This is a genomic window from Planococcus circulans (genome assembly GCF_020023385.1).
In the GTDB taxonomy this organism is placed as follows: domain Bacteria; phylum Bacillota; class Bacilli; order Bacillales_A; family Planococcaceae; genus Planococcus.
In genome coordinates this window covers 177,227-201,388 of the sequence record NZ_JAIQCL010000007.1, presented here as the reverse complement: position 1 = coordinate 201,388, position 24,162 = coordinate 177,227, and the positions used below count along the sequence as shown (strand labels likewise).

The 24,162-nt window shown below is 50.0% G+C and carries 29 protein-coding genes and 1 riboswitch; of the genes, 3 read left to right on the top strand and 26 right to left on the bottom strand.

The window, feature by feature from the left end; translation table 11 throughout:
* Nucleotides 1-35 precede the first annotated feature (35 nt).
* From K8U60_RS13080 to K8U60_RS12990, 19 genes are all read right to left on the bottom strand, one after another.
* Entirely contained in the window at nucleotides 36-713 is a 678-nt protein-coding gene (locus K8U60_RS13080) for an alpha-ribazole-5-phosphate synthase (protein WP_223640219.1), read from the bottom strand.
* Nucleotides 703-1,185, bottom strand: a complete 483-nt coding sequence (locus K8U60_RS13075; protein WP_223640215.1) for an ECF transporter S component — start codon at nucleotides 1,183-1,185, stop codon at nucleotides 703-705. Before K8U60_RS13075 ends, K8U60_RS13080 begins: the two co-directional genes overlap by 11 nt.
* 1 nt (nucleotide 1,186) lies before the next feature.
* Entirely contained in the window at nucleotides 1,187-1,777 is a 591-nt protein-coding gene (locus K8U60_RS13070; RefSeq protein ID WP_223640212.1) for a cob(I)yrinic acid a,c-diamide adenosyltransferase, read from the bottom strand.
* The gene (locus K8U60_RS13065; RefSeq protein ID WP_223640210.1) at nucleotides 1,749-2,180 is read right to left on the bottom strand and encodes a bifunctional adenosylcobinamide kinase/adenosylcobinamide-phosphate guanylyltransferase; all 432 of its coding nucleotides are present in this window, start codon (nucleotides 2,178-2,180) and stop codon (nucleotides 1,749-1,751) included. The genes K8U60_RS13070 and K8U60_RS13065 overlap by 29 nt, the downstream gene beginning before the upstream one ends.
* Complete coding sequence (locus K8U60_RS13060; protein WP_223640207.1) at nucleotides 2,132-2,716, bottom strand: histidine phosphatase family protein; 585 nt, start codon at nucleotides 2,714-2,716, stop codon at nucleotides 2,132-2,134. Before K8U60_RS13060 ends, K8U60_RS13065 begins: the two co-directional genes overlap by 49 nt.
* The gene (gene cobS, locus K8U60_RS13055) at nucleotides 2,689-3,459 is read right to left on the bottom strand and encodes an adenosylcobinamide-GDP ribazoletransferase (protein ID WP_223640189.1); all 771 of its coding nucleotides are present in this window, start codon (nucleotides 3,457-3,459) and stop codon (nucleotides 2,689-2,691) included. Before cobS ends, K8U60_RS13060 begins: the two co-directional genes overlap by 28 nt.
* A complete protein-coding gene (locus K8U60_RS13050) occupies nucleotides 3,456-4,913 on the bottom strand; it encodes a cobyric acid synthase (RefSeq protein WP_223640186.1) in 1,458 nt (485 codons plus the stop codon). Before K8U60_RS13050 ends, cobS begins: the two co-directional genes overlap by 4 nt.
* A gap of 4 nt (nucleotides 4,914-4,917) precedes the next feature.
* Entirely contained in the window at nucleotides 4,918-5,466 is a 549-nt protein-coding gene (locus tag K8U60_RS13045) for a bifunctional adenosylcobinamide kinase/adenosylcobinamide-phosphate guanylyltransferase (RefSeq protein WP_223640183.1), read from the bottom strand.
* Nucleotides 5,448-6,527, bottom strand: coding sequence for a pyridoxal phosphate-dependent aminotransferase (locus K8U60_RS13040; RefSeq protein WP_223640180.1), 1,080 nt, complete (start codon nucleotides 6,525-6,527; stop codon nucleotides 5,448-5,450). Before K8U60_RS13040 ends, K8U60_RS13045 begins: the two co-directional genes overlap by 19 nt.
* The gene (gene cbiB / locus K8U60_RS13035; protein ID WP_223640177.1) at nucleotides 6,514-7,467 is read right to left on the bottom strand and encodes an adenosylcobinamide-phosphate synthase CbiB; all 954 of its coding nucleotides are present in this window, start codon (nucleotides 7,465-7,467) and stop codon (nucleotides 6,514-6,516) included. The genes K8U60_RS13040 and cbiB overlap by 14 nt, the downstream gene beginning before the upstream one ends.
* Nucleotides 7,464-8,930, bottom strand: coding sequence for an adenosylcobinamide amidohydrolase (locus K8U60_RS13030; RefSeq protein ID WP_223640172.1), 1,467 nt, complete (start codon nucleotides 8,928-8,930; stop codon nucleotides 7,464-7,466). The genes cbiB and K8U60_RS13030 overlap by 4 nt, the downstream gene beginning before the upstream one ends.
* A 2-nt stretch (nucleotides 8,931-8,932) precedes the next feature.
* Nucleotides 8,933-9,925 carry a FecCD family ABC transporter permease gene (locus K8U60_RS13025; protein WP_223640169.1) on the bottom strand — a complete coding sequence of 331 codons (993 nt, stop codon included), beginning with the start codon at nucleotides 9,923-9,925 and terminating at the stop codon, nucleotides 8,933-8,935.
* On the bottom strand, nucleotides 9,918-10,892 hold the full coding sequence (locus K8U60_RS13020; protein WP_223640166.1) for an ABC transporter substrate-binding protein: 975 nt from the start codon (nucleotides 10,890-10,892) through the stop codon (nucleotides 9,918-9,920). The genes K8U60_RS13025 and K8U60_RS13020 overlap by 8 nt, the downstream gene beginning before the upstream one ends.
* 416 nt (nucleotides 10,893-11,308) lie before the next feature.
* Nucleotides 11,309-11,495: riboswitch (cobalamin riboswitch) on the bottom strand.
* A 47-nt stretch (nucleotides 11,496-11,542) separates the two neighbouring features.
* Nucleotides 11,543-13,204 carry an arginine--tRNA ligase gene (gene argS / locus K8U60_RS13015; protein ID WP_223640361.1) on the bottom strand — a complete coding sequence of 554 codons (1,662 nt, stop codon included), beginning with the start codon at nucleotides 13,202-13,204 and terminating at the stop codon, nucleotides 11,543-11,545.
* The gene (locus K8U60_RS13010) at nucleotides 13,204-13,611 is read right to left on the bottom strand and encodes a YwiB family protein (protein ID WP_223640162.1); all 408 of its coding nucleotides are present in this window, start codon (nucleotides 13,609-13,611) and stop codon (nucleotides 13,204-13,206) included. The genes argS and K8U60_RS13010 overlap by 1 nt, the downstream gene beginning before the upstream one ends.
* A gap of 167 nt (nucleotides 13,612-13,778) precedes the next feature.
* Entirely contained in the window at nucleotides 13,779-14,276 is a 498-nt protein-coding gene (locus K8U60_RS13005; RefSeq protein WP_223640159.1) for an antibiotic biosynthesis monooxygenase family protein, read from the bottom strand.
* 370 nt (nucleotides 14,277-14,646) lie between these two features.
* Nucleotides 14,647-15,519 carry an agmatinase gene (gene speB, locus K8U60_RS13000; protein ID WP_223640156.1) on the bottom strand — a complete coding sequence of 291 codons (873 nt, stop codon included), beginning with the start codon at nucleotides 15,517-15,519 and terminating at the stop codon, nucleotides 14,647-14,649.
* Nucleotides 15,520-15,522: 3 nt separating this feature from the next.
* Nucleotides 15,523-16,356 (bottom strand): spermidine synthase, encoded by an 834-nt coding sequence (speE, locus tag K8U60_RS12995; RefSeq protein WP_223640153.1) that lies wholly within the window; start codon nucleotides 16,354-16,356, stop codon nucleotides 15,523-15,525.
* 431 nt (nucleotides 16,357-16,787) lie between these two features.
* A complete protein-coding gene (locus tag K8U60_RS12990; protein WP_223640150.1) occupies nucleotides 16,788-17,306 on the bottom strand; it encodes a YwhD family protein in 519 nt (172 codons plus the stop codon).
* A 61-nt stretch (nucleotides 17,307-17,367) separates the two neighbouring features.
* On the opposite strand from K8U60_RS12990, the gene K8U60_RS12985 reads away from it, so the two are divergent.
* Entirely contained in the window at nucleotides 17,368-17,553 is a 186-nt protein-coding gene (locus K8U60_RS12985) for a 2-hydroxymuconate tautomerase (protein WP_038704761.1), read from the top strand.
* A 186-nt stretch (nucleotides 17,554-17,739) separates the two neighbouring features.
* On the opposite strand, the gene K8U60_RS12980 is transcribed toward K8U60_RS12985, so the two are convergent.
* Genes K8U60_RS12980 through K8U60_RS12970 form a run of 3 tightly spaced genes read right to left on the bottom strand, consistent with a single transcriptional unit; the run spans nucleotide 17,740 to nucleotide 20,415 of the window.
* Nucleotides 17,740-18,234 (bottom strand): YwgA family protein, encoded by a 495-nt coding sequence (locus K8U60_RS12980; RefSeq protein WP_223640147.1) that lies wholly within the window; start codon nucleotides 18,232-18,234, stop codon nucleotides 17,740-17,742.
* Nucleotides 18,235-19,539, bottom strand: a complete 1,305-nt coding sequence (locus K8U60_RS12975; protein ID WP_223640144.1) for an HD domain-containing protein — start codon at nucleotides 19,537-19,539, stop codon at nucleotides 18,235-18,237. It abuts the gene before it with no gap.
* Between the two features lie 54 nt (nucleotides 19,540-19,593).
* Nucleotides 19,594-20,415, bottom strand: coding sequence for a lipoate--protein ligase family protein (locus K8U60_RS12970; RefSeq protein ID WP_223640141.1), 822 nt, complete (start codon nucleotides 20,413-20,415; stop codon nucleotides 19,594-19,596).
* A gap of 175 nt (nucleotides 20,416-20,590) precedes the next feature.
* On the opposite strand from K8U60_RS12970, the gene hemQ reads away from it, so the two are divergent.
* Nucleotides 20,591-21,340: a hydrogen peroxide-dependent heme synthase gene (hemQ, locus tag K8U60_RS12965; protein WP_223640138.1), complete on the top strand. Its 750-nt coding sequence runs from the start codon at nucleotides 20,591-20,593 to the stop codon at nucleotides 21,338-21,340.
* Between the two features lie 325 nt (nucleotides 21,341-21,665).
* Here the strand turns inward: hemQ and K8U60_RS12960 are convergent, their stop codons facing one another.
* Genes K8U60_RS12960 through K8U60_RS12945 form a run of 4 tightly spaced genes read right to left on the bottom strand, consistent with a single transcriptional unit; the run spans nucleotide 21,666 to nucleotide 23,784 of the window.
* Complete coding sequence (locus K8U60_RS12960) at nucleotides 21,666-22,043, bottom strand: DUF423 domain-containing protein (RefSeq protein ID WP_223640135.1); 378 nt, start codon at nucleotides 22,041-22,043, stop codon at nucleotides 21,666-21,668.
* A gap of 20 nt (nucleotides 22,044-22,063) precedes the next feature.
* Complete coding sequence (locus K8U60_RS12955; protein WP_223640131.1) at nucleotides 22,064-22,324, bottom strand: YwdI family protein; 261 nt, start codon at nucleotides 22,322-22,324, stop codon at nucleotides 22,064-22,066.
* A 60-nt stretch (nucleotides 22,325-22,384) separates the two neighbouring features.
* A complete protein-coding gene (locus K8U60_RS12950) occupies nucleotides 22,385-23,059 on the bottom strand; it encodes a uracil-DNA glycosylase (RefSeq protein ID WP_223640128.1) in 675 nt (224 codons plus the stop codon).
* Between the two features lie 5 nt (nucleotides 23,060-23,064).
* Nucleotides 23,065-23,784, bottom strand: coding sequence for a DUF4230 domain-containing protein (locus K8U60_RS12945; RefSeq protein WP_223640125.1), 720 nt, complete (start codon nucleotides 23,782-23,784; stop codon nucleotides 23,065-23,067).
* 70 nt (nucleotides 23,785-23,854) lie between these two features.
* Between K8U60_RS12945 and K8U60_RS12940 the strand changes: the two genes are divergently transcribed.
* Nucleotides 23,855-24,109 carry a hypothetical protein gene (locus tag K8U60_RS12940; RefSeq protein ID WP_223640123.1) on the top strand — a complete coding sequence of 85 codons (255 nt, stop codon included), beginning with the start codon at nucleotides 23,855-23,857 and terminating at the stop codon, nucleotides 24,107-24,109.
* The last annotated feature ends 53 nt before the right edge of the window (nucleotides 24,110-24,162 follow it).

Genomic DNA, 24,162 nt, shown 5'->3' with positions numbered 1-24,162 from the left:
AAAAACATCATCCACTCATGGATGATGTTTCTGCTCTATTGGAATTCGATCGGAAAAAGTTGTTCTTTGAAATAATCTTGAACACGTCCTCTATTTGACGGCAGGACACCGATCAGGACGCAGGTCGCCGGCCCAGCGGAGCTGTCGACGTCAGGAACTGTGGAAAATCCCTTTGACTTGCCCATCAACAATTCCACTTCATGCGCGATGCCTTTCGATCCGACTGGCCAAACACGTTCAATCAGCTCCGATTCAAAAGCTTTCTTGATGGCAGCGAGATTGGCGACTTGATCTGCCTTCGCCAGGACATCTTCCCCGACTAGTGGAACACCGTAGACGAACCACTGCAGCGATTCGGCAGGCGGCTGTGTCCGTTGCTGTTTGCCGATCATTGTCACAGCGATGCCGGATTGCAGCGTCGGCATATTGGTTTCTGAGCTTCCTGAAACTGGCGGCACTGGCGTTTCTGCTTCAGCGAAAAGATTGACGATGCCGTGCATATAGACATCCCATCGATCGGCCCCGCTGAAGTTGTGCAGCAGTATTGCCTGCGCTTCGCTGCCCGCCGCCCATTGCTCAAGGAGCGCAACCCGCGCCGCAAACTTAGCCGTTATGGCATCGGGAGCGTAGACCACATCCTGCTGCTTTTCACCGATTGCAGCTGAATTATCTGAAGTGATGACAAAGCCATCGATCAAAAGTTCATGACGCATGCAGAGACCCTCCACGAACTTTTAGCACATAAGGCATCAGCATCGCTGCAACCCCGACATTGATCGCGGCCGCAATCACCAGCCCGGGCACCGACGCATAGAAAAATGCCGGTGACAGCAGGAAATAGAACGGGATTGCCGCAAGCACTCCGTTGCCGATGATGAATGCCGGCCATTTCAGCCATTGGTTGCCGGACTGATGCAGCTTCGCGAACAGCCACACCACTGCCCACATTTCAAACGCGATGATCAGATGAAACGGCCCGAGTGGCATGCCCCCGAACAAAGCTGAAATCAAATGGCCGAATGCCGCAATCGTTCCGGCGAGCGGCGCTGAAAAGAACAGCACGGCCACTAGTGCCGGCATCGAATCGAGCGCGATGGACGCGATGCCGAGCGGAATCTTGATCATGCCTCCGATTGCGGATAAGCTGATGAAAAGAGCCGCAAGTGCCAATTTTCTCGTCGACAACTCAATCCACCGACTTTTTGCTGCGCCCGCCATTCTTGAACACTTTGGCGCTGCGCACATATTCGTTATCCGGCACATTCGCACGCGAATTGACGACGCGTGATGCGGCGAACAGGTAATCAGACAAACGGTTTAGATAGCGCTGAACTACAGGCGGAAAATCTTCTCCTGCTCTCATCAATGTCACTGTCTGGCGTTCTGCACGGCGTGTGATGGTGCGCGCAATATGAAGCGTTGCTGCTGCAGGAGATCCCCCAGGCAGGATAAAGCGTTCCAGCAAAGGCGGTTCCTCCATCAATTCATCGATGCGCTTCTCCAGAACTTCTACCGGCTCTTCCGTCATTTTGTAATTGGGTTCTTTGCGGACATCGGCCAAATCGCCGCCACAGTCGAATAATTCATTTTGGATTGCTTCCAGATCCGCCAGCAGATCGGCATATGTCTCCGGCTCCAATTCAGTCATCGCCTTGCCGATAAATGAATTCACTTCGTCAATCGTGCCGTATGCTTCAACGCGCGGCGCATCTTTATCTGTACGCGCTCCGATTAAACTGGTTTGCCCTTTATCTCCTGTTTTCGTGTAAATCTTCATCTTTATCCGCCCCTTTAATTTTTTCTGGTATGCCGTACCAAATCCGTGTAATTTCTTCAGCTTCGGAAAATAAAAACTGATACAGCCGTCCGATAACATCGCGTATTTCGCGCTCGATGCGTTCGGTCGGTACGATGCCCCGGTTCAGATCCGTTAAAACCCAAATTTGCTGTGCTTGGCCATGGCCAGCTGTTCTCCTCACTTGCCCGATCAGTTGTTCTTCTGACAGCCCCTGTTCAAGCTGCTGTTTCACCCAAAGCTCCAAACCGGCGATGACAACAATGGTTTCAGCAGCTGCCGGTGCAGGTAACCGGCCTTCATTCCAGTCGATATCCTGTTTTTTCAATTGCTCTTTCACATAGTGCCGTTTGCCGTTAAAGGCTCCACCGAAAACGATGTGCATAATTCCCGCTCCTCGAATGCCTGTCGGCTTTGCCAGGTCAAAATGTGGCAGCCGCCGTGCAGCGCAATTTGATCTTGAAATCTTTCACCCAACGCCTGAGCCATCAGGTAGCGAATCGGGCCGCCATGGAGAACCAGCGTCACTTCGCTGTCATTCGGCAGCTTACGTATGCCCTGTTCGACCCGCTTCGCCATGTCGTTCAAACTTTCACCGCCAGGGGGCCGGATATTCCATGGTTCGTCTATCCAATTCCGGTACAACTGAATCTCTTTCAGTTGTTCATAGGTTTTCATTTCCCATTCGCCGAAATGGCATTCCCGCAAATCCCGGTTTGCCCGGTAGACCGCATTTGGAAATAGCACCTCAGCCGTCTGCCGGCAGCGTTTCAAGTCACTGCCGATAACATTCTTCAATGCCAGGTCAGGTTCTGCCTGAAACGGCAAGATCGACTCGTCCGTCCAGCCGATATAGCGTTTTTGTTGATTGCCTCGTGTAGGGGCATGACGGATTAAACGAAGAACAAAAGGCTGATCCATAATAGAATCTCCACTCCTTCCACATAAGCACCAAACAAGTCACCCGTCACCCCACCGAAATTCCGCAAGCACCAAGCGCGGAATAGCCAGAGCGAAACGAGCAGGAGCACCAGCAATATAAAGGCGATTCCGAAACTCGTGCTCCAAGCCAGGAAGGCAAAACTGACAGCCAATAAACTAACAGCTGCGAGCTTCAGTCTCTTATGATCCGCATGCTGCTGAAAGAATGCCGCCAAACCTTCCCGCTTCGCTGATTTCGTGGAGCTGAATAGGATCAACAAACCGATTCTGGATAAGATCGGAACAAATAAAACCAGCACCAGCGAAACAAGTTCTATGGATTCTGCTACGATAATGATTTTCCCGACAATCGACAGCAGCAAAACCATGGAACCGAACGCGCCAATCCGTGGGTCGCCCATAATATCAAGTCGTTTTTCCCGGTCCTGGTAAGAGAAAAAAGCATCTCCTGTATCAGCCAGGCCGTCCATATGCAACCCACCGGTCAGCACGATACTGATGACAACAACTACAAAACCGATCATCAGCGAACTGGTGTCAGTTGTTTCCCGCAGCAGCCAGACCGCCCCTGCCAGCGTGCTGCCAAATAACAGGCCCAATAAAGGCAACATGGCATACATAGCCGTGATAGGGGCTTTTTCCATCGGCAGCTGCTTTTTCACAGGAATCACCGAGAAAAATTGAAGCACCAACAGAATTCCTGTTCCCAGAAGGCGGATCATCGGCTTCCCTCCATTATTTCTTCGACTTTCTGCCAGTTCAGATGCCGCCTGACATGCTTTGCCCAGCGGTCAAAAGGATCCTCCAGCTTTTCAGGCGCGGGCAATGGCAGGTTCTTCTGCTTTCGGATCGGTGCCAGGAAAGCGGTACGGCAATGGGGCTCACGGAAAAACCCATGCAGATGCGTGCCCAGCAGATGGCCGTGGAAATAACCTTCGACAGAACGTTCACAGCTTATAAGCGGGTGTTCCGTCCCAGACACGTTGCCGTGATGAATCTCGTAGCCGGACACGCTGATTATTGCTTCTGCAAACTTCACCGTTCCGCTCTGCCTTTGGACTACTTTCTGTTCTTGAAAATGGACACGCATATTCGGCACCAAACCAAACCCTTCTTCGCTTTCTGCAGCAAAGCCGTCATGGCCTTCCGGGTCCGACAGGGTTTCGGCAAACATCTGATAGCCTCCGCATAAGCCGACAATCCAGGTATCCTCCTTCAAGGTTTGCAGTTTGGCGCTAAGCCCCTGCTCCTTCCAATAGCGCAGATCAGCAATCGTGCTTTTGGTGCCCGGCAGCAAAAGGATATCCGGCTGTCCGATGTCTTCGACCGTTTCCGCCCAGCGGATCGTCACATCCGGCTCATTCAGGAAGGGTTCGATATCCGTAAAATTCGAGATATAAGGATGCCGGCAGATCACCAGTTCAATCGCATCTTCTACGCTAGATACCCGCTGCACCGCCTGAACACCGAGTGAATCTTCCTGTTCGATTTCATGGCTGGCCATATAGGGGACGACACCGAGCACGGGAATGCCCGTATAGGATTCCAAGAAACGGACACCGTCATCAAAAAGTCGGGCATCCCCGCGGAATTTATTGATGATCAGCCCTTTCACACGCTCCCGTTCCGGAATCAAGGCGAGCGTTCCGACAATCGAGGCAAACACGCCGCCGCGTTCAATGTCGGCAACGAGAATCACCGGTACATCCGCACGTTTCGCAACTGTCATATTGACCAGTTCCCGGTCGTTCAAATTGACTTCGGCCGGACTGCCGGCTCCTTCGATGATTAAATGGGTAAAATCTTTTGCCAGATTGCCCAGTGCCTGATCGATTGCAGCCAGCCCTTTTTCATAAAATTGTGCCCGGTAGTCCATGCCGTCCATCGTTTCCAGTTTATTGCCGAAGAGGACCACTTGCGATTTCATGCCGCTTTCAGGCTTTAAGAGGATTGGGTTCATATCGGCAGTCGCCACTGTACGGGCAGCTTCCGCCTGCACGCCCTGCGCACGGCCGATTTCTTCGCCCAGCACGGTCACATAGGAGTTATTCGACATGTTCTGTGATTTGAAAGGAGCTACTTTCAGTCCCTCATCAGAAAGTATTCGGCAAAAAGCTGTACAGATCATGCTTTTACCGACATCTGAAGCGGTGCCTTGAATCATTATTCCGCGCATCTTTTCACTTCCTTCTGAATGCCAGCCCATTTTCCATTTCGATAGCCTGATCTGCTTGCTGCACGAGCCAAATATGGATGCGCCCGAGCCAGCTTTGGTAAAGTTCGTCGCGCACGAAGTCGTCCAGCACTTCGTTCGAGACGACTGTCAATAAATCAACGGTTTCCAGCATTTCGAGAATCGTCTTTTGGAGGCTGTTCCATTTCTGTTCCATGCACCCTGGCTTTTCGGCACACACGCTGCCTGTCTCCCACCCTTCGTACAGTTCATTGGCGAGCCAAGTCGTCACACAATCCCATAGTACCAAGTCTTCCGCTTGCAGTTCATCCAGAACACTGTCCATACGATAGGCCTTTTCGATTGTCTGCCAGCCATCTTCCTGACGATCTTTCCGGTGGCGTTCAATGCGGTCTTTCATTTCTTCATCGTAAGCCCGTCCGCTCGCCAAATAGATTTTCCGGCGGTTGCCGGCTGCGCAGACGATTGACTCTGCATAAGCGCTTTTGCCGCTTCGGACCCCTCCGCTGATAAAAATCAATTGCCCTCGAGCCATTCCTTAATCGCCTCCCGCAATATGTTCATGTTTTCGGTTGACTTCATACCAATTCGGAACCATTTGCCATCCATCCCCTGGAACGATTCGGTATGCCGCAGGACGACTCCTGTTTTCAGGAGCTCCCTAAAAAATGCAGCGGATCTATCCGGGTCCGGCAGTTGGAAGGCCAGGAAGTTGACTACAGAATCACTTGTCCGGCATTGGTTCCTCGCCAAAAACTGCTGCATCTTCCGACGTTCTTCCGTTGCAGCCGTAATGACTTTGCTGCGGTAAGCCGCTTCGGCCAAGCATTGGGCACCGATGGCCGCAGATAAGGCGTTGACGTTCCAATGCGCCGCCCCCTGCTTCAGTTGGCCAATCGTTTCGGCCTGGCTGATCACATAACCGAGGCGGAGTCCTGGTATCGCATACATTTTAGTCATCGACCGAACGATGATGACATCCGGAAAGCTCATTAAAAATGGCATAAAGGATGCTTCTTCTCCAATAAAATCGATAAACGCCTCGTCGATGACGAGTTCGCAGTTATTTTCCAAGCAAATCTGCGCGATCTCCTGAAGTTCACCCAGGTTCAGCAATGTACCTGTAGGATTGTGCGGGTTGCAGATATACAGAGCCGCACAACCTGAAATTGCCTCCTGAACGTTTTGGGCCGTCAATCGCCAGCCGGTTTCCGGTTGCAATTGAATCTCTTTAATCCGGACATTTTCCGCTTCCAGTGACTGGCGATATTCGGAAAATGCCGGTTCGACCAAGACCACCTGCTGGCCACGGTATCTTCTGGCCAGCCAAGTGAAAATCTCGGCCGCGCCGTTTCCTGCAGCCACTTGATTGGCTGCGACCCCATGGTATTCTGCAGCGGCCGTACGGAACGGTTCTCCGTCCGGATCCGGATAGGAACGGGTTAAGGCCAGCATTTCCGGCCATTGCTCCACCAGAAAATCCGGCGGTCCGAATGGGTGGACGTTTTCACTGAAATCCAAAATATGTTGTGGCGGACTGATGCCTGCCTGTTTGTATAAACGCAGCGGATTGGCTCCGTGATTAGGCAACTCCAAGCAAAATTCCTCCTAAGGCAAATAAAATGAAAAAACCCATGGTGACCGTCTGCATATGGCTGACGGCATCCTTGATATGATGCGCTTCCAGTGGATGAATCGGTCTTCCCATACGCGCACGGTCCGACTCGACTCCCTTGTAGCGGTTCACTCCACCAAGTTCTACCCCCAATTGCACGGCAGTCGCCGCTTCCAGCCAGCCGCTGTTCGGGCTCGGGTGCTTCGGAGCATCCCGCAGCCATTCTGAAAAACGCTGACGCATGGTCAGTGAACGCTTATTTTCCGTCATCAATAAAATCAACATCCCCGTCAGTCGGCTCGGAATAAAGTTCAAGACATCGTCCGCTTTTGCGGAGGCAAAGCCGAATTTCTCATACTCCTCATTCTGGTAGCCGACCATCGAATCCAGCGTATTGACCGCTTTGTAAAGCCATAAGCCGGGTGCGCCTAAAAGAAATGCCCAGAACAACGGAGCTGTTACCCCGTCACTGGTATTTTCTGATACCGTTTCTACGACGCCTCTCGTAATTTCGCTTTCACTTAACCCAACGGTATCTCTGCCGACAATCCATGACAATTTCTCTCGTGCCAGTTCCATGTGTTTGTTCGTCAGCGGATTGTAGACATCCATCGCTGCATCCTTCAGGCTCTTTTGGGCCAGGCCCGAAGCGATGAGCAGTGCTTCAACAGCAATTCCTGCAAAGACATTCAGTGAATAGGCCAAAAAAACAATCGCGTATACGATCAAAAAGGACGAAACTGCAATCGTCGCCAGCAGCAGGAAACCGTTTCGGAAGGCGTTCGGCCCGTGGTTCCATCGTTTGGTCAGCTTGGTGATGGCTGTGCCGATCCAGCGAACCGGATGCGGCCAATTCGGTGGATCACCGACGATGCGGTCGATGGCCAATCCCAGCGCAATGGCACTCAAATGAGGAATCATATGCTTTTCGCTTTCGCCTGCTGGTAGAGTTTGAGCGCTTCGATGGTGCATTCAAAAACACCGACACCGATCAATTTTCCAAGTTCGGTGATAGGTCCCGCGTAAGGCAATTGTTCGCCCTGCTGCGTTGCCGCCACCAGGCAGCTGTCCGTAGATGTGCCCGTTGCGATCGTACCCGTCAACGGATCTTTGACCTGTTCCTGCTGGAGTGCTTTTGTTTTGGCTTCTGTCGCGGTGATCATCGCCTGGATAAAAGCTTCATCTGATAATACACCATTGACCAGTATCCATGTGTTGATGGTCCCGACGCGCAATGTACGCTCCACGGCTTTCGAGACATCCACGCCGTTGCCGACGCCCGCCGTAACAGCAATCACGACTGAACCGAATGGACCAAGGTATTCTTTGATGATGGCGTCCTGCGTCTGGACAGCGGTCATCATCCCTACCGTATCCGTCGTCTTCAATCCGCTCAGTTCAATGAAATCGGACATTTCCTGGACGCTGTCATTGATATTATAAAAAGCATCCACATGGCGGTTCATAAAGTTACGGAACCATCCGGAACCCGCGTTGACAACCGCTGAAGAAACCGTCTTTAACGGAATCGGGCTTTCATAAAGGACCATATCTTTGGAAATCTGAAATTCCTCAGCGCGTATGGTGTGGAAATCGGCTTCACGTTCGATCCCAGGCAATAAAGTGATCTGCGGCTTCGGCAATTCAGGATGCGGATGATTGCTGACGCGTGTATGATAGACCGTTTCGATGTCCTGTTCCCGAACCACTTCATGCGGTTCGCCGATCCGGACAACCTGTCCCCGGTCCAGCAGCAGCAATTGATCGCAATACATCGACGCCAGGTTGATATCATGAAAAATGGAGACAATCGTCAAGTCTTTTTCGATGGCCTGCTTTTTGATGGTGTCGAGTAATTCCTTCTGATGGTTGATGTCCAGATGGTTGGTCGGCTCATCCAGCAACAGAATTCCTGCATCCTGCGCCAGTGCCTGAGCCACAAAGACGCGCTGTTGTTCGCCGCCCGACATCCGGTCGATCTGAGTTTTTTCGTAATGGCTGATGTCCATCAGGCGCATCGCCTGCAGTACGGCCTGCTCATCTTCTTCCGACCAGGAAGAAAACCAGCCGCTTTGATGTGGGTATCTGCCAAGTGAAATCGTTTCCCGGACGGTATGGGCAAAAGCGTGGGCATGCAATTGAGGCAAGACCGCCATTTTTCTGGCCAAATCCTTTGCCGGAAAATCAGCAACCGATACACCGTCTATCCGGACATCCCCTTTTGCTGCCGGCAGCACGCCGCTGATCAGTTTCATCAGGGTCGATTTGCCGCTCCCGTTTGGTCCTAAAATACCGAGAATTGAGCCTTTATCGACAGTAAACGATACGTCTTTGACGATATCCTGATCGCCGTAACCGCCTGTCAGCCCTTTTATTTCAAGCATAGTTAAGCTCCTCCTTTGCGTTGTCGGAAAAAGATGAATGCAAATACCGGCGCTCCAATAAAGGCGGTAATGACACCGATCGGCAATTCCGTCGGTGAAATGATGGTTCGTGATACCAAATCACAGACAATCAAAAGAGCTGCTCCGTTGATGAACGATAAAGGCAAAACGTGCCGATGGTCCGAACCCCACAGCAACCGGGTCATATGCGGAACGACCAAGCCGACAAAGCCGATGGTTCCTGAAACCGAAACAGCTGCTCCCGTCAGTACCGAACCACCGATTAAAATCGTCATTTTGCTCTTTTTGACATCCACACCTAAATGCTGCGCGCGCTCTTCCCCGAACAGCATGGCGTTCAACTCACGGCGCTTCAGCCATAAAACGAAAGAGCCGATCAAAACGAAGGGCAGCGCCATCCGTACGTATGGCCAGCCCCGCATCGACACACTGCCGAGCAGCCAGCCGATGATTTGGCGCAATTCTTCCCCGGTCAACGCGATCATCAGGGAAATGATCGATCCGAGAAATGAACTGAAGATGATGCCTGTCAAAATGACCGTTTCCATTTTCATGGAGCGGTCCACCAGCTTGGCGAAGCTCATGACGGCAAGCATCGTCAAAAGCGCACCGATCATGCTCATGACCGGTAAGGTGAATGGTCCCAGAAACGGAATCGAAATACCAAAAAAGAGCGTCATCACAGCGCCGACTGAGGCACCGGAAGACACTCCCAAGGTGTAAGGATCGGCCAGTGGATTCTTCAGAAGCCCCTGAAACGCTGCACCGGCAATCGCCAGCGCCGCACCGACAAGCCCTGCTAAAATGACACGGGGCATGCGGATGTTCCATAGTATATTGGCAGCTGCTTCATCCGCTGACGGATTCCACAGCACGACCGGTGAAATGGAGACCGTTCCGACCGTTACTCCCAGCAGTACGGCTCCTGCTAAAATCAGCAGCGAGACGCTGTATGCCAGTACATTCTTAGTCATTGAAAACTTCAGGGTAAACAGCTTGCGCCATTTCCATCAGCCCTTCTGATAAGCGTGGGCCTGAACGGGTGAGCATATCCGAATCCAGGTTATAGACAGCTTCTTCTTTAACAGCAGTCACTTCTGCGAAGCCGCTGCGTGATTTGATCTGTTCGACAGCGTCTTCTACATAGGCACCCTCAGTTGTAATGATCACATCTGGATTAGCCGCAACGATGGCTTCCGGATCCATGCTTACCCAACCTTCCAAATCGCCGGCTACATTTTCAGCGTTGATGAGTGTCAGCATTTCGTCCATAAATGTCCCTTTACCGGTCGTATAGATGTCCGGCTGGCTGCCAACTTCCAAAAAGACTGTTTTCGGCTCTTCGATTGTACTTGCCAGTTCCTCGATTTCCGCCACTTGTACTTCCATTTCTGAAACAATGCTTTCCGCTGCTTCCATCGTACCGGTCGCTTGCGCGATAACCGTGATGGAATCATAGACTTCTTCAAAACTGATCGCATTATTGACGACGAATACATCAAGTCCCGCATCACGCAATTGCTGTAAGCCTGCGTCTCCGACACCCAGTCCGGATTCATGGGCCAGCACCAAGTCCGGCTGAAGGCTGATGATTTTCTCCACATTGAATTCCTGGCCGCCGATTTTCTCGACTTCTGTTGCCTCTTCCGGGTAATTGTCAAAATCCGAGACCCCGACCATTTTGTCGCCCGCCCCTAACTCATAGACGATTTCCGTATTCGACGGCACCATTGAGACAATAGCTTCCGGTTCTTCCTCAATGACCACTTCTTCCCCGACTGCATCCGTCATGGTCACTGGAAATTCAACATCCACCACTTCTGTCGGCGGTTCTGCCGGTGTTTCCACGTCTTCTTCCACCGGTGTTGCCGTATCTCCGCACCCTGCCATTAAAACCGCGGCCAACCCTGCTGTTGCTCCAAATTTCCAAATCTTCTTCATGAATAAAACCCCCTTGTTGTTTGTAATGCTTTATCTATATAAATTGAACTAATAATTTGTAGTAGTAGATATTCCGTAAAACAGCTACGCTTTCCAGCGGGCTCGCGCCCAATCCTCCTCGTCCGCTGCGCTCCCTGCGGTGTATCGGTCGTCTCGCTAAGCCGCAGGAGTCTTCGCTGTTTCACTCCATATCTTTAGAGTTTTCTCTGATAGTCGCAGCGATATATAAAATGCTATTTCTTTAGCTCAACTTATCTAGCCATTTTATTAAATGATAGAAATAACTCCTTAAACAATTCAGGTACAAAAGGTTGAAAAATTTTCTTGGGAACACAAAATCCCCCGCAGCAAACTGCGAGGGATGGAAAGGACGCCATAAAAAAGCATGCGCATCCAGCCTTTCCTCGCAGGCGTTTGGGTGTGTCGTCATAAAGGCAGGTCTCCTGGCTTGTGGTCGTCGGTTTCTGCACCTTCCCAAAGCATCGCTTCAGTGGCATCTAGCAGATTCCTCTCACATACAGTGGCGGGACCGCGCCGGAATTGAACCGGCTTCCCTTTTAACTCATGTTCTTAGACATAAGCACCTTTATGAATTGTTATCATATTCTGTTACTTCTCTATTATTATACACCTAAACGCGGGTGTGTTTCTTACATTTTTTCCGGAGCTGCAACGCCGACTGTTTTCAATGCATTGGCTAAAGTCGTTTTCACGGCTGTGATCAATGCGAGACGGGCGCCAGTCAATTCCGGATTCGACGCGTCCAATACTTTATTGGCATTGTAGAAGCTGTGGAAATTGGATGCCAATTCATGGATATAGGTCGTAACTCTATGAGGCGCGCGCTGCTTCGCTGCATCGGCGATCACTTGCGGGAAATCCCCAATTTTCTTCAGGACATCGATTTCTTTTTCAGAAGTCAATAAGTTCAACTGTCCTTCTGAAGCCAACAGACCTTGCTCCTCTGCCTGGCGCAGAATTGAAGAGATGCGGGCATGGGCATATTGCGAGTAATAGACCGGATTTTCATTGGACTGTGAAACGGCCAAATCCAAATCAAAGTCCATATGCGTATCGCCTGAACGCATCGCGAAGAAATAACGCACCGCATCCAAGCCGACGAGTTCAACCAGTTCGCGCATCGTCACCGCTTTACCGGTACGTTTGCTCATCTTCATCTTTTCGCCGTCTTTGTACAATTGCACCATCTGGATGATGCTGACTTCTAGCGTGTCGCGATCATAACCAAGTGCCTGGATCGCCGCCTTCATGCGCGGGATATAGCCGTGGTGATCAGCTCCCCAGACATTGATGAGCTTGTCGAATCCGCGCTGCAATTTGTCTTCATGGTAAGCGACGTCGGGCATCAAATATGTGTACGTGCCGTCATTCTTGATCAACACGCGGTCCTTGTCATCTCCAAAGGTCGTTGAACGGAACCAAGTCGCCCCATCTTCTTCGTAGACATGTCCATTGGCACGGAGTTTAGCCAGCGCATCATCAATTTTGCCATTTTTGTAAAGGGACGATTCAGAATACCAAACGTCGAATTCCACACGGAAGTCCGCCAGATCCTGCTGCAATTTCGCCAATTCCACTTTCAATCCGTGCTGGCGGAATGCTTCAAAGCGCTCTTCGTGGGTCATGCTGACGAATTTATCGCCATGTTCCTGGACTAGCGCGTCCGCGATGTCTTTGATGTCCTGTCCGCGGTACCCGTCTTCCGGCATGCTTTCTCCCTTGCCGAGTGCTTCAAAATAACGGGCTTCGATCGACAAAGCCAAATTATTGATTTGATTGCCGGCATCGTTAATGTAATATTCGCGTGATACTTCGTATCCTGCCAAGTCCAATACATTGCACAGCGAATCGCCGACTGAAGATCCCCGGGCATGGCCCAAGTGCAGATCGCCTGTGGGATTGGCTGATACGAATTCCACCTGGATGCGTTCACCGCCACCTGCTGTTGAACGGCCATAATCGGCTTTCTGCTCCAGCACGGTTTTGATGACATCCTGCAAATAATCCTTTTTGATGGTGATGTTGATGAAGCCTGGTCCGGCAATTTCAACTGTCTGGATATTTGCTGCATCTTTATCGAGGTTTTCGACAATCGCTTCGGCAATGGCGCGGGGCGGCTTTTTCGCCAAGCGCGTCAATTGCATGGCAATGTTCGTGGCGTAATCGCCGTTCGCTTTGTCTTTCGGTGATTCAAGTTGGACTTCAACCGGCTCGGTCGTCAATTCCGCTTTTTCGATCGCTTCTTTAAACGCTGTTTTAATCGCATGTTGAACTTTTTCTACTGCATTCATCATTTAGCCTCCATAAACTGTATTTCCATTTCGTATTCGCCGACATGATCCGCACCAAGCGTAAGGTCGTAGCGGACCATGAACCGCGTATCGCTGACCGACAGCTCGTGTGCTTTTGTCGTCAGCATGAATGACCCCTGTTCATTGGTCAGATTGCCGGTTTGTTCTTTATGTAATAAAAAAGGTAGCCGCATCTGCAGGCCGCCGCTTCTCATGATCACCGCTTCATCGTCTTGAATTTTGACCGTCGTCCGGATTTCAAGTTCGTCCTGCTGCTCCGCATATTGCAGATAGCGCAGCTCGTTTTTCTCCGTCAAGGTTCCTTGGGATTCCAACGTCATCACTTGCTCGTCCATATCCGGCTGGCGGATCGTCGTCGTCAGTTTGATCGTCACTGTCTTTTGCATGGCTCTCCGCCTCCCCGTCCTTTGATAACCTTTATATTATAGCTCGACTCGACTGTTTTTTTCAATGAAGGATTGGCAGGAACTGCAGATTAGACAAAAGACCACATATTTTGGCCTCAGCCAAAGCTACGTGGTCTTTGATCCTGTTCATTGCAGTGCGCATCTGTTCATCTCGTATAAGTCGTCACAAAAGAAGGGCGCGGGAAAATATTCGGGCGTTTGTCGATGCCTTCCGCCGTGCCACGTTTTGCATGTGCATGGCCGTATGCCTGTGATTCCTGCCAGTCTTTGAATGATTGCTCGTCTTTCCAAATCGTCAGAATCGCATAGGTATCCGAATTCAGCGGACGCAATACGCGAATTGCTGCAAAGCCGGGTTCCTTTTCAACCATCCCTGCCCGATTTTGGAAGCGTGATTCAAACAGCTCACGGCCTTCCTCCGTCACCGGAATATTATTGAATACGGCGTAGTAACCGTCGTTGATATCTCCCACGGCATTCAATACTCCATAAGCTTCTGCCCCCTGCAATCCTGGGCCGCCTTCTGTTTCATAAAGCAGAACCGCTTCGTCGCCGTTCACCAAGTAAATCAGCCGTGCATTTGCCAAGTTCGCCATCAACGTCACCGCCTGATCGCGATGGCCCGTCCATTTATACAGTTCCATTGTCAGCACCTCTTCCAGATAATTAGTCTCTATTATCTTAACGGTTTTAAATCAAAGATTCTATTTTGGAGGGCTTCGACCGGTTTTGTGGTTCTCTCAGCATTCCTTCTGATTTACGGTTTCTGTACTTTAACATGAAATTGAAAAAGCCGATCTGGGAAATTCCAGACCGGCTTGGTTTTTTGTCATTCAAATCCAGATGTTCGCTTGCGCTTGTCACGGCTAGACGGCTGCCTTCGCTTTTCTTTGTTGTCCAGACTCCAACGGCCAACTCCTCGGGTCATAAGCCACTCTGACTATGCGGCAAAGGACGCCGCTTCGTCAGATCATCTTATGCCTGTCGGAGCTGAACGGCCGTTTCCGCTTTTCTCTACTTTACCCAACCCAAAATCATCTCACGCATCAGCTTGCTTGCTGTGTTTGCGGTTTGGTCGGAATGGTCGTAGACAGGTGCAAGTTCTACTAAGTCGAAGCCGACGACGTTGACGCCTGACGCTGCGATGGCATGTATGGAAGCCAGCAATTCGCGCGACGTGATGCCGCCTGCGTCGACAGTGCCTGTTCCCGGTGCGTGTGCCGGATCCAACACGTCCATATCGATCGTCACGTAGACGTTGCGCCCTTCGAGGGTCGGCAATACTTCTTTCAACGGCTCCAGCACTTCAAATTTCGAAATGTGCATGCCTTGCTCTTTGGCCCATTCGAATTCTTCTTTCATGCCCGAACGGATGCCGAATGAATAGACGTTCTTCGGTCCGATATGGTCCGCGATTTTACGGATCGGCGTCGAATGTGAATATTCTTCGCCTTCGTAGTTTTCACGAAGGTCGGTGTGTGCATCAAAATGGATGATCGCCAAGTCGTCGTATTTGCTGGCGACCGCTTTCATGACCGGCAATGACACTAAATGTTCGCCGCCCATGCCCATTGGGATTTTATCATCAGCTAAAAGCGTGTGCACGTAAGTTTCGATTTCAATCAGACTTTTTTCCGGATTGCCGAACGGCAAGGGAATATCGCCTGCATCGAAAAACTTCACGTCCCCGAGTTCACGGTCGAGATACGGGCTGTATTCTTCCAGTCCGATTGACACTTCCCGGATTTTGTTGGGGCCGAAACGGGATCCCGGACGGTAGCTGACTGTCCAGTCCATCGGCATGCCGTAAAGGACGGCTTTTGACTCTTCGTAATTCGGATGGCTTTTGATGAATATTTTTCCTGAATAGGTTTCGTCAAATCTCATCGTTTACTCTCCTGTCAGATCTTTCACGAATTTAGGCAACACGAAAGCGGCGTTATGCAGCTCAGGCGTATAGTATTTTGTATCGATTTCATGGAAACGCTCAGCCGGAACTTCCAGCGGGTTGTATTTCTTCGAACCGATTGTGAATGCCCACAGACCGCTTGGGTAAGTCGGGATGTTCGCCAAATACAGCTTGGTGATCGGGAAGATTTCCTTCACATCGCTCTGTACCTGCTTGATCAGATCCGCTTTGAACCAAGGGTTGTCGGATTGCGCCACAAAGATGCCGTCTTCTTTCAAGGCTTTCGAAATGCCTGCATAGAAGCCTTTCGAGAACAGGTTCACTGCCGGTCCGACCGGTTCGGTTGAATCCACCATGATGACATCGAATTCGTTTTCAGATTCCGCGATGTGCATGAAACCGTCGCCGACAATCACTTCCACGCGTGAATCTTCCAAACCTGATGCAATGCTTGGCAGGAATTTTTTCGAGTACTCGATCACTTTTCCGTCAATGTCCACGAGCGTCGCTTTCTTGACAGACGGATGCTTCAGGATCTCGCGGATGACACCGCCATCACCGCCACCGACAACCAATACATTTTCCGGGTTCGGATGCGTGAACAATGGCACGTGTGCCACCATTTCATGGTAGACGAATTCGTCCTTTTCAGAGGTCATGACCATGCCATCCAAGAACAGCATATTGCCCCATTCTGCTGTTTCCGCCATTTCAAGGTATTGAAATTCCGTTTGCTCCGTATGAAGCGTCTTGTTGATTTTCATTGTAATCCCGAAATTCTCTGTCTGTTTTTCTGTATACCAAAATCCTGCCATCTATAATCAAACTCCTTTTCAATCTAAATCAAATCCACCTTAAAAAAGTATAAGTGTTTTCGGTGAAAGTGCAATATTTTTTTATACTCCTCTTTACCCGTTGAAAGTGGCGTTACACTCCAACTAAAAAGGTTTCCTGTACAGGGAATGTTTTTCCCTTCACAGAAAACCTTTTTAAAGCCTGATGGTGCAGAGAAAGAGACATGAGGCATTGGGCTTGGGTTTTAATCTCAATGGCTCATGGCACTTGCTCGCTACCAGGTGTCCTAGCTTTCTATTGAAAAGCTGTATTTCTAGTGTACTGCCTTTTATAGACAACTTCAACCATCCATTGGAAGCAAATAGAAATGTCACATTCTGTTCAAAAAACTGCATTTTTAATAGATATTCTGCTTTGACATTCTCATCTTTTATTGGCCAAGCTGTGTTCTTTACTTTCGGCCAAGGTCCTGATGAAGCTGTTCTGAGCTACGCTGCCACATTTCGGGGTTATGGCTCTCCAAGTATTCAGCAAGCACTTTTTTCGATGGTTCATCCATTTGTTCAACAAGGATTTTGCGCTTCATCGACTTGTCCATGCGATTGACATGATCAGCCAGAATTTTATAACCACGCCGTTTCTCACGGTTGACCACCATTTCGCATGCTGCAACTCCCGCGTAATAAGGACCTTCCGGATTGTAATCGATGGTGATCCACACGAGCCAATAATCTTTGCCGCCGGCAGAATCTTCCGGGTTGGTGGTGAACTTGATGCCGCGCTCCACTTCACTGCGGGCATGCATGGCACCGATATCAATAAAAGCTTCCTGTTCTTCCACATCGATGAATAGTGGTGATACGTTTTCCAGTGACAAGGAACCGATGCCGTAGCCTTTATGGCCGTCCGTTGGATCGTTCTTTATGATGGTGAAGCCTACTTTTTGTTTTGGTTTTTCTTCATTCGCCATTGTCTGAATCCTCCGTTCTGCTATGATGATAGTATTCTCAAGAAAAGGAGCTGTATCCATTATGCCATACGTAACTGTAAAAATGCTCGAAGGCCGCACAGAAGACCAAAAACGCGCACTAGTCGAGAAGGTATCTGAAGCTGTTTCTGAAACAACAGGCGCACCGATCGAAAATGTCACCGTCTTTATCGAGGACATGAAAAAAACCGATTACGGCACAAAAGGCAAACTGTTCAGCGATCAGTAAGAGGAGCGGAAATGGCCGTTCAGCTCTGAAAGGCATAAGGCAGACCGGCGAAGTGGCGCTCTTTGGCACACAGCCGGGTTGACTTATGACCCGAAGAGTTGGCCATTGCAGCTGGACACCAAAAGAAAATCAACCTCTATTACTCAAAAGCTCCCATAACGGGAGCTTTTTTCATTTCCAATTCTCTTAAGAGCGCAATCCTTCAATAAAAGCGAATGCTTCATCGATTTCCTCTGCCGTAAAGTTCAATTTCCCTTTGACGACATGCAGCTTGTCGATTTGTTCCTGACGATTCAAATTGTCGAAATACAGGAGAGTCGCGGTCAATTCCAGGAATCGCCCGCTTTTGGCATTCAGTTTCCCTGCAGTCGATGGATTATCCAAAACGGATTTGCCCAACACTTTGCGGAATTCCATGCCTTCTGCTGTAACGGTGTATTTATATTGAACGTACGAGCCTTTGTCCTCCAACGCTTCCGTCAAAAAACCCATATCGCATAATTCGTGTACACGGGCAGTCAATTCTTCCGAGTACGGCCCATAAATATGAAATTCGTATTTTTCCTGAAACGGCAGGTCCATCTTTTTCATTATGTAGATCATTTTCTGTAGTTTCTTGCGGCCGGTAACACCTTCCGCTGCGGCAATAAAGTCCACAATTTTTGCATGTTCCTGGAGCAACTAGAGCCCTCCTTCTCGAAGCATTTCCAAAATCTGCTGTTTGATGGCTGTTTTCTTGCCGTCGATCAATAGCTCAGCTGGAAAATACAATTTATAATCGGTTCTGCGCTTGCCTGAAATGGCATCTACAATCTGGGACAAGCGCGATAATTCCTTGATGTCGCCATTCGGCATCAACAAATGGATCGGCAGGCGCTCTTCTTCCTCTCCCGGACGATAGAAATCGTAGGGCAGGTCGGATGTCGAGTCGTCTATCAAATAATATTCCGGGTCGATGCCGGCAGAATGGAACAGCTGAGCCAACTCGCCAAGCTTTTTATAGTCCTTGCCCGGGTCAAAATCGACATACTGGAACAGGCGCCGGTTGACGAAGCGGTCGCACAGGTCTGATAGAATCGGATCGCGTTCGGTCATCCACAATTGGAAATAGGTCATCAGCACGCCTTCATCGAGCGCCAAATATTCTTTCAGCGTAAAGCTCCGGTCGAAAAATGCCAAAAAATGCGTCGGCGGCTGTTCGAATTTATAGCCGCTTTCACTCAATTCCTTCGCGCGCTGCAGAATCTTGCGCAAAATCACTTCTGCACTGCGGGCAACCGGATGGAAATAGACTTGCCAGTACATCTGGTACCGGCTCATGATGTAATCTTCGACAGCGTGCATGCCGCTCGACTTGATGACCACCTGGTCATCCAGCGGACGCATGACGCGGAGAATCCGTTCCATATCAAAATGTCCGTAGGAAACCCCTGTATAATACGCATCCCGCTGGAGATAATCCATGCGGTCTGCATCGATCTGGCTGGAAATCAATGAAACGACTTGTTTATTCGAATACGTTTTGGCAATGACTTCCGCAACTTTTTTTGGAAATTCAGCGGACACCTTCAACAGGATTTCATTGACCTCGGTATCCCCAAGCAGGATTTCCCGCGTGAATTCCTCATGGTCGACAGAAAAGACTTTTTCAAATGAATGCGAAAACGGGCCATGGCCCAAGTCATGGAGAAGCGCCGCACACAAAACCACCAAGCGTTCGCTTTCATCCCATTCTGGACGGCCGTGGAAAATATCATCCGAAATCCGGCGGACAATTTCGTAAACGCCCAGCGAGTGGTTGAAACGGCTGTGTTCCGCGCCGTGGAATACTAAATACGAGGTGCCCAATTGCTTGATCCTGCGCAAACGCTGAACTTCACGCGAATTGATCAGATCCCAAATCACTTGGTCGCGCACGTGGATATATCGGTGAACCGGATCTTTGAAGACTTTTTCCTCAGCTAACTTTTGCGTTGCGTAGCTCACTTGCGCACCTCCAGATTTTTCATGTACCAGCTATTCTACACCAGCGCCTCTCTTCTATTCAAGAGGGCGTTCCAGCATTTTGCTATTGCGTTCGACAACGCGTTTCAAATAAAAACCGTACAGTTCCGTCTCATCCTGCTGCAGGGGCATCGGTGCGGGTTCTCCCATTAAAGCATGGAGGTCCAGCACCACTTCCTGAACGGTAATGTTTCTTTCCAGCAGCTCACTGAGCGATGCCATCGTCTCCGGTTTTATTTCCGGGTAAGTGAATTTCGTTTCTTCTCCCTGCAGTCCCGCTTCGTAAAAATCGCGGATGACTTCTGCGCGTTCTGAACCGCTGCCTTCAACGCACAGGTAAACTTGTACGGCAATTCCGCGGCGAATCCGGCGCTGCGAGATGCCGGCGAACTTCCGGCCGCCAATGCTCAGGTCATAGGACCCCGGACAGTACGAGCCGACGATTTCGTAGGCATCGATTGTGGCTTCCGGAAACAGCTCACGCACCAAGTCAAGCATCAATTCGTACCCTGCTGGAATGTCGATGGCGTTGTCCTTTTCCGACAGAACGAGCGAAATGTTCAGGACACCAGCGTCCAGCACAACCGCGAGCCCGCCTGAATTGCGGATAATCGGGGAAAACCCACGTGCTCTCAAAGCGTCCATCCCTTCATCAATGTGCGGCAGCCGGTGATCCTGGATGCCCAATACTACAGTATCGTCGTGCACCCATGTGCGGACGGTCGGGGCGCTTTTTCCCGATCCAACCAATTCACATAAAGTGTCATCCGCTGCGAACGACTCGAGTGCAGAGCGGTTTTTGGCGCTGAGGGACTGGTCCCAAAAACGCCAGGCTGTTTCTTCAAAAAATAACGGCATGCTTCCTTCTCCTCTTTCTGCAATTGCTTGTCTTCAGTTTACCCTTTTCGGCTGTTGCTGAAAACCCGTGCGCGTCATGTCAAATTGGTGACAGCCATTAGTTTTAAAGGAAGTTGATGAGGGGTTGTGATAAACTGAGTGGTGAGAGATTTACATTAAAAGGAGTGTTTGAGTAATGAATGAAGCAGCGATTACATTAGACGGCTGGTACGTCCTGCACGATTTCCGGTCGATGGATTGGGTAACGTGGAAAATGCTGACGGAAGAAGAGCGCCAATTCGCGATCGACGAATTCCAGGCATTTATGGACAAAATCAACCAAGCCGATGAAAATAAAACCGGCGCACATGCTTTGTATTCAATTGTTGGCCAAAAAGCTGACTTGATGCTGATGATGCTGCGTGAAACAATGGACGAATTGAACGAACTTGAAACGGAATACAATAAGCTGACATTGATCGCTTATACAGTTCCTACCTATTCATACGTTTCAGTTGTCGAGCTTTCCAACTACCTGGCTGGAAAATCCGACGAAGATCCTTACCAGAATGCACATGTCCGTGCGCGTCTGTACCCAGAACTTCAGCGTTCACAGTACATCTGCTTCTACCCGATGGACAAACGCCGCGATGGTGACGACAACTGGTACATGCTTCCAATGGATACACGCAAAGAATTGATGCTGTCACACGGCAAAATCGGCCGCAGCTATGCCGGCAAAGTAAAACAGATCATCTCTGGATCTGTCGGCTTTGACGACTACGAGTGGGGCGTTACTTTGTTCGCAGACGACGTTCTTCAATTCAAGAAACTGATCTACGAGATGCGTTTTGACGAAGTCAGCGCGCGTTACGCAGAATTCGGTTCATTCTATGTCGGTACAAGACTAGATGCCGAAAGAACCGTTAAATTTTTAGAAGTTTAATGAACGCATGCTGAAAGCCGCCTTTTGGGCGGCTTTTTTTGTTTGATTTGTATGCGACCGCACTTCGAATGGCTGCGACCGCACCTTGAGGAGTGATTTCCTCACCTCAAGCGGGTGTAACCGCACCTCGCCGACCCATTTCCGCACCTCAAACGTCCTAGACCGCACCTCGACGCGAAATCAGCGGCAGTTTCATACGCCGAATTCCCAATTAATTGGATATACAGTCCGACTTGAGCAATATACAGTCCATTCGACCACAAATACTGTCCGCGACCTAAAAAAAAGGGCAATCCGCATAAAACAGATTGCCCTTCCCCTATTCTTACAACGCTTTTACTGCAGCAATGATGACCATTACCCAGGCGGCGATAAAAGCGACGCCGCCGATTGGCGTGATGGCACCGAGAATGCTGATGCCCGTTAAACTCAGGACATATAAACTCCCTGAAAAAATGACGATACCAGCAAGCATCAAATAGCCAGCCCAGTTCAATGATCCGAGTGGCCCAAGCAGAGACGAGCTCATGAGGATCGCGATGACCATCAAGCCGACTGCATGGAACATCTGATATTGTACGGCCGTTTGCCATGTATCCAAATATTTATCTGCAACACGCCCTTCCAGCAGATGTGCGCCAAACGCGCCAAATGCGACAGACAGAAGAGCGTTAACCGCTCCGGCAATCAAGAAAAACTTCATATTCCATTTCCTCTTTCCCTTTAAAATTCAAACAGCGAATCGCCGTTCGCGTCTTCTTCTTTCAGCTTATTGACGGCAGATACCGTCTGCGGCTGAGGGGAAGCAAGCGGCACGGCGCGCGGTGTTTCCTTGTCGACAGCCGGTTGATCGTCCTCCAGCAGCAGGTCGCATAATGCACGGATGGCCGCGACAGATTCACGCACCTTCGCCGGATGGCCGCCTCGCGCACGCGTCGTGTGCTTGTCGATTTCATTTAAAATACGCATGGTATCGATGGCCATGTTACAGCCCCCTCTCCTTTTTTGGATTACTTCCAGTTTACCACGACGCTCTGCTGCAGGTCAGTCCAAACAGAAATCGATGGGCGTTTGGCCGCGGCTTTGTAACAGACTGTTCACTTTTGAATACGGCCGGCTGCCGAAAAAACCGCGGCTCGCACTGAGCGGACTTGGATGAGGCGCTTCGAGAACCTCATGCTTTCCGAGGTCGATGAGCCGCTTCTTCGTTTGGGCAGGTTTTCCCCACAACACAAAAATAATCGGCTCTTCGCGCTCGGACAATTTGCGGATGACTTCATCCGTAAACGTTTCCCAGCCTTTATTGCGATGCGAATTCGCTTCTCCGGCTCTGACCGTCAGGACGGTGTTCATCATCAGGACGCCCTGGTCGGCCCATTTCGTCAACGTGCCGTCTTTCGGCTTGTCGCAGCCGATATCCTCCTTCAATTCCTTGAACATATTGCGCAGGCTCGGCGGATGCGGCACTCCCGGCTGTACGGAAAAACTTAGGCCATGCGCCTGGTTTGGGCCATGATACGGATCCTGCCCCAAAATCACGACTTTGATATCCTGATACGCCGTGTGTTCAAAAGCCGACCAAATATTTTCTTTTGCAGGATAGATTGTTTTATTGGCGTATTCTTCTTTTAAAAACTCGCGCAGCTCCAAATAATACGGTTTATCGAATTCTTCGCCCACGACGTCCTGCCAATCGTTGTTGAAAATCTGTTTGCCCATATCCATCACTCCTCGAACTCTACTGTGACATCATAATCGACCAAGCCGAACATCTCCTGGACCGAACGCGCTGCATTAGCCTCTGCCGTCTGCAGCACGCCCTGGCCTTCCGTCTCCACCAACATCAGGTTCTTGGCCTCTTCCGCCAGTTCGTAGGCCTCAGAAAAGTCCGTTCCGCTGCGAAACAGCCCTTCATACGAATAAACCTCCACCTGGTCCATGAACAGTTCCGGTCCTCCCAGAAACTCTGCCGGCGGCAACGTCAATGTTGCGGTCTGGGCTTCTTCGTCAAGAATGATATCGTCTTCGGATACTTTGGAGAAATCAATGCCGGCGCGGACCGATCCCGGTATGACGACCAGCAGTTGCCGTTTCGTTCCCGGCAGGTCCAAGCCGATTTCCTGCCCGAATACTGCATTATCTTCGCGTTCAATGATGACTTTCGAAAAAGCTTCTGCTGTGGACAGCTCGTTCAATTCCTGGATCTGTTCCAGAAAGGCACCTTTGCTTTCAGTCGCTGTGCTGCCTTTGATCATCCAAAAAGTGCCCAATGGAAGAGCCACAAGCAGCAACAGCAAAACCGCTATCAGCACCAGAAACGTATTGCGCCAGACACTCATCATCAATTTGGTGCTTTTCCAAAAGCCTGATTCTTTCGTCGTTCCCTGCTCTTTCATTTCTGCCAATAACCGTTCGATTTCCGTCATTTTCGGATCTTTCGCCAATAAAACCCCTACTTTCTTATATTCTCTTCATCTCTGCTTCATGGTACGCTTATCTAAAGGAGCGATCAGCATGGCCGATTGGCGCGAAAAAATAACCAGTGTTTCAAAAACTAAAGGAGCGACTGCTCCAGAAGGCGCAAAACGGGCCGGATTGGGCTGTCTCGGCCTGATAATAGTAGCTGTTTCCATTCTAACATTACTCATTACGATTGGTCTTTTCAAAAGCGGCTTTGCATTAATGGGGATTTTCACCACTGTATTTCTGCTTATCTGCCTCGCGACTGCAGCTCTTCTGCTGGTACCGAATAAGCGCAATCCGTTGTAAATGTTCGAATTTTTGTTAAAATGAGAGCAATGACATAATCCACTTAAAGGAGA

What these genes read in the sequence shown, in the direction of transcription:
- K8U60_RS12960 (WP_223640135.1), bottom strand. Translation starts at nt 22,043, where the DNA reads ATGAAGTTTTTCTTGATTGCCGGAGCGGTTAACGCTCTTCTGTCTGTC.
- K8U60_RS13050 (WP_223640186.1), bottom strand. Translation starts at nt 4,913, where the DNA reads ATGCGCGGAATAATGATTCAAGGCACCGCTTCAGATGTCGGTAAAAGC.
- argS (WP_223640361.1), bottom strand. Translation starts at nt 13,204, where the DNA reads ATGAATGCAGTAGAAAAAGTTCAACATGCGATTAAAACAGCGTTTAAA.
- K8U60_RS13005 (WP_223640159.1), bottom strand. Translation starts at nt 14,276, where the DNA reads ATGGAACTGTATAAATGGACGGGCCATCGCGATCAGGCGGTGACGTTG.
- K8U60_RS12955 (WP_223640131.1), bottom strand. Translation starts at nt 22,324, where the DNA reads ATGGCCATCGATACCATGCGTATTTTAAATGAAATCGACAAGCACACG.
- K8U60_RS13070 (WP_223640212.1), bottom strand. Translation starts at nt 1,777, where the DNA reads ATGAAGATTTACACGAAAACAGGAGATAAAGGGCAAACCAGTTTAATC.
- K8U60_RS13010 (WP_223640162.1), bottom strand. Translation starts at nt 13,611, where the DNA reads ATGCAAAAGACAGTGACGATCAAACTGACGACGACGATCCGCCAGCCG.
- cbiB (WP_223640177.1), bottom strand. Translation starts at nt 7,467, where the DNA reads ATGATTCCTCATTTGAGTGCCATTGCGCTGGGATTGGCCATCGACCGC.
- K8U60_RS13030 (WP_223640172.1), bottom strand. Translation starts at nt 8,930, where the DNA reads ATGCTTGAAATAAAAGGGCTGACAGGCGGTTACGGCGATCAGGATATC.
- K8U60_RS12985 (WP_038704761.1), top strand. Translation starts at nt 17,368, where the DNA reads ATGCCATACGTAACTGTAAAAATGCTCGAAGGCCGCACAGAAGACCAA.
- K8U60_RS13080 (WP_223640219.1), bottom strand. Translation starts at nt 713, where the DNA reads ATGCGTCATGAACTTTTGATCGATGGCTTTGTCATCACTTCAGATAAT.
- cobS (WP_223640189.1), bottom strand. Translation starts at nt 3,459, where the DNA reads ATGATCCGCCTTCTGGGAACAGGAATTCTGTTGGTGCTTCAATTTTTC.
- K8U60_RS13060 (WP_223640207.1), bottom strand. Translation starts at nt 2,716, where the DNA reads ATGGATCAGCCTTTTGTTCTTCGTTTAATCCGTCATGCCCCTACACGA.
- K8U60_RS12990 (WP_223640150.1), bottom strand. Translation starts at nt 17,306, where the DNA reads ATGGCGAATGAAGAAAAACCAAAACAAAAAGTAGGCTTCACCATCATA.
- hemQ (WP_223640138.1), top strand. Translation starts at nt 20,591, where the DNA reads ATGAATGAAGCAGCGATTACATTAGACGGCTGGTACGTCCTGCACGAT.
- K8U60_RS13020 (WP_223640166.1), bottom strand. Translation starts at nt 10,892, where the DNA reads ATGAAGAAGATTTGGAAATTTGGAGCAACAGCAGGGTTGGCCGCGGTT.
- K8U60_RS12970 (WP_223640141.1), bottom strand. Translation starts at nt 20,415, where the DNA reads ATGCCGTTATTTTTTGAAGAAACAGCCTGGCGTTTTTGGGACCAGTCC.
- K8U60_RS12950 (WP_223640128.1), bottom strand. Translation starts at nt 23,059, where the DNA reads ATGGGCAAACAGATTTTCAACAACGATTGGCAGGACGTCGTGGGCGAA.
- K8U60_RS13025 (WP_223640169.1), bottom strand. Translation starts at nt 9,925, where the DNA reads ATGACTAAGAATGTACTGGCATACAGCGTCTCGCTGCTGATTTTAGCA.
- K8U60_RS13065 (WP_223640210.1), bottom strand. Translation starts at nt 2,180, where the DNA reads ATGCACATCGTTTTCGGTGGAGCCTTTAACGGCAAACGGCACTATGTG.
- speE (WP_223640153.1), bottom strand. Translation starts at nt 16,356, where the DNA reads ATGGCAGGATTTTGGTATACAGAAAAACAGACAGAGAATTTCGGGATT.
- speB (WP_223640156.1), bottom strand. Translation starts at nt 15,519, where the DNA reads ATGAGATTTGACGAAACCTATTCAGGAAAAATATTCATCAAAAGCCAT.
- K8U60_RS13045 (WP_223640183.1), bottom strand. Translation starts at nt 5,466, where the DNA reads ATGGCTCGAGGGCAATTGATTTTTATCAGCGGAGGGGTCCGAAGCGGC.
- K8U60_RS12940 (WP_223640123.1), top strand. Translation starts at nt 23,855, where the DNA reads ATGGCCGATTGGCGCGAAAAAATAACCAGTGTTTCAAAAACTAAAGGA.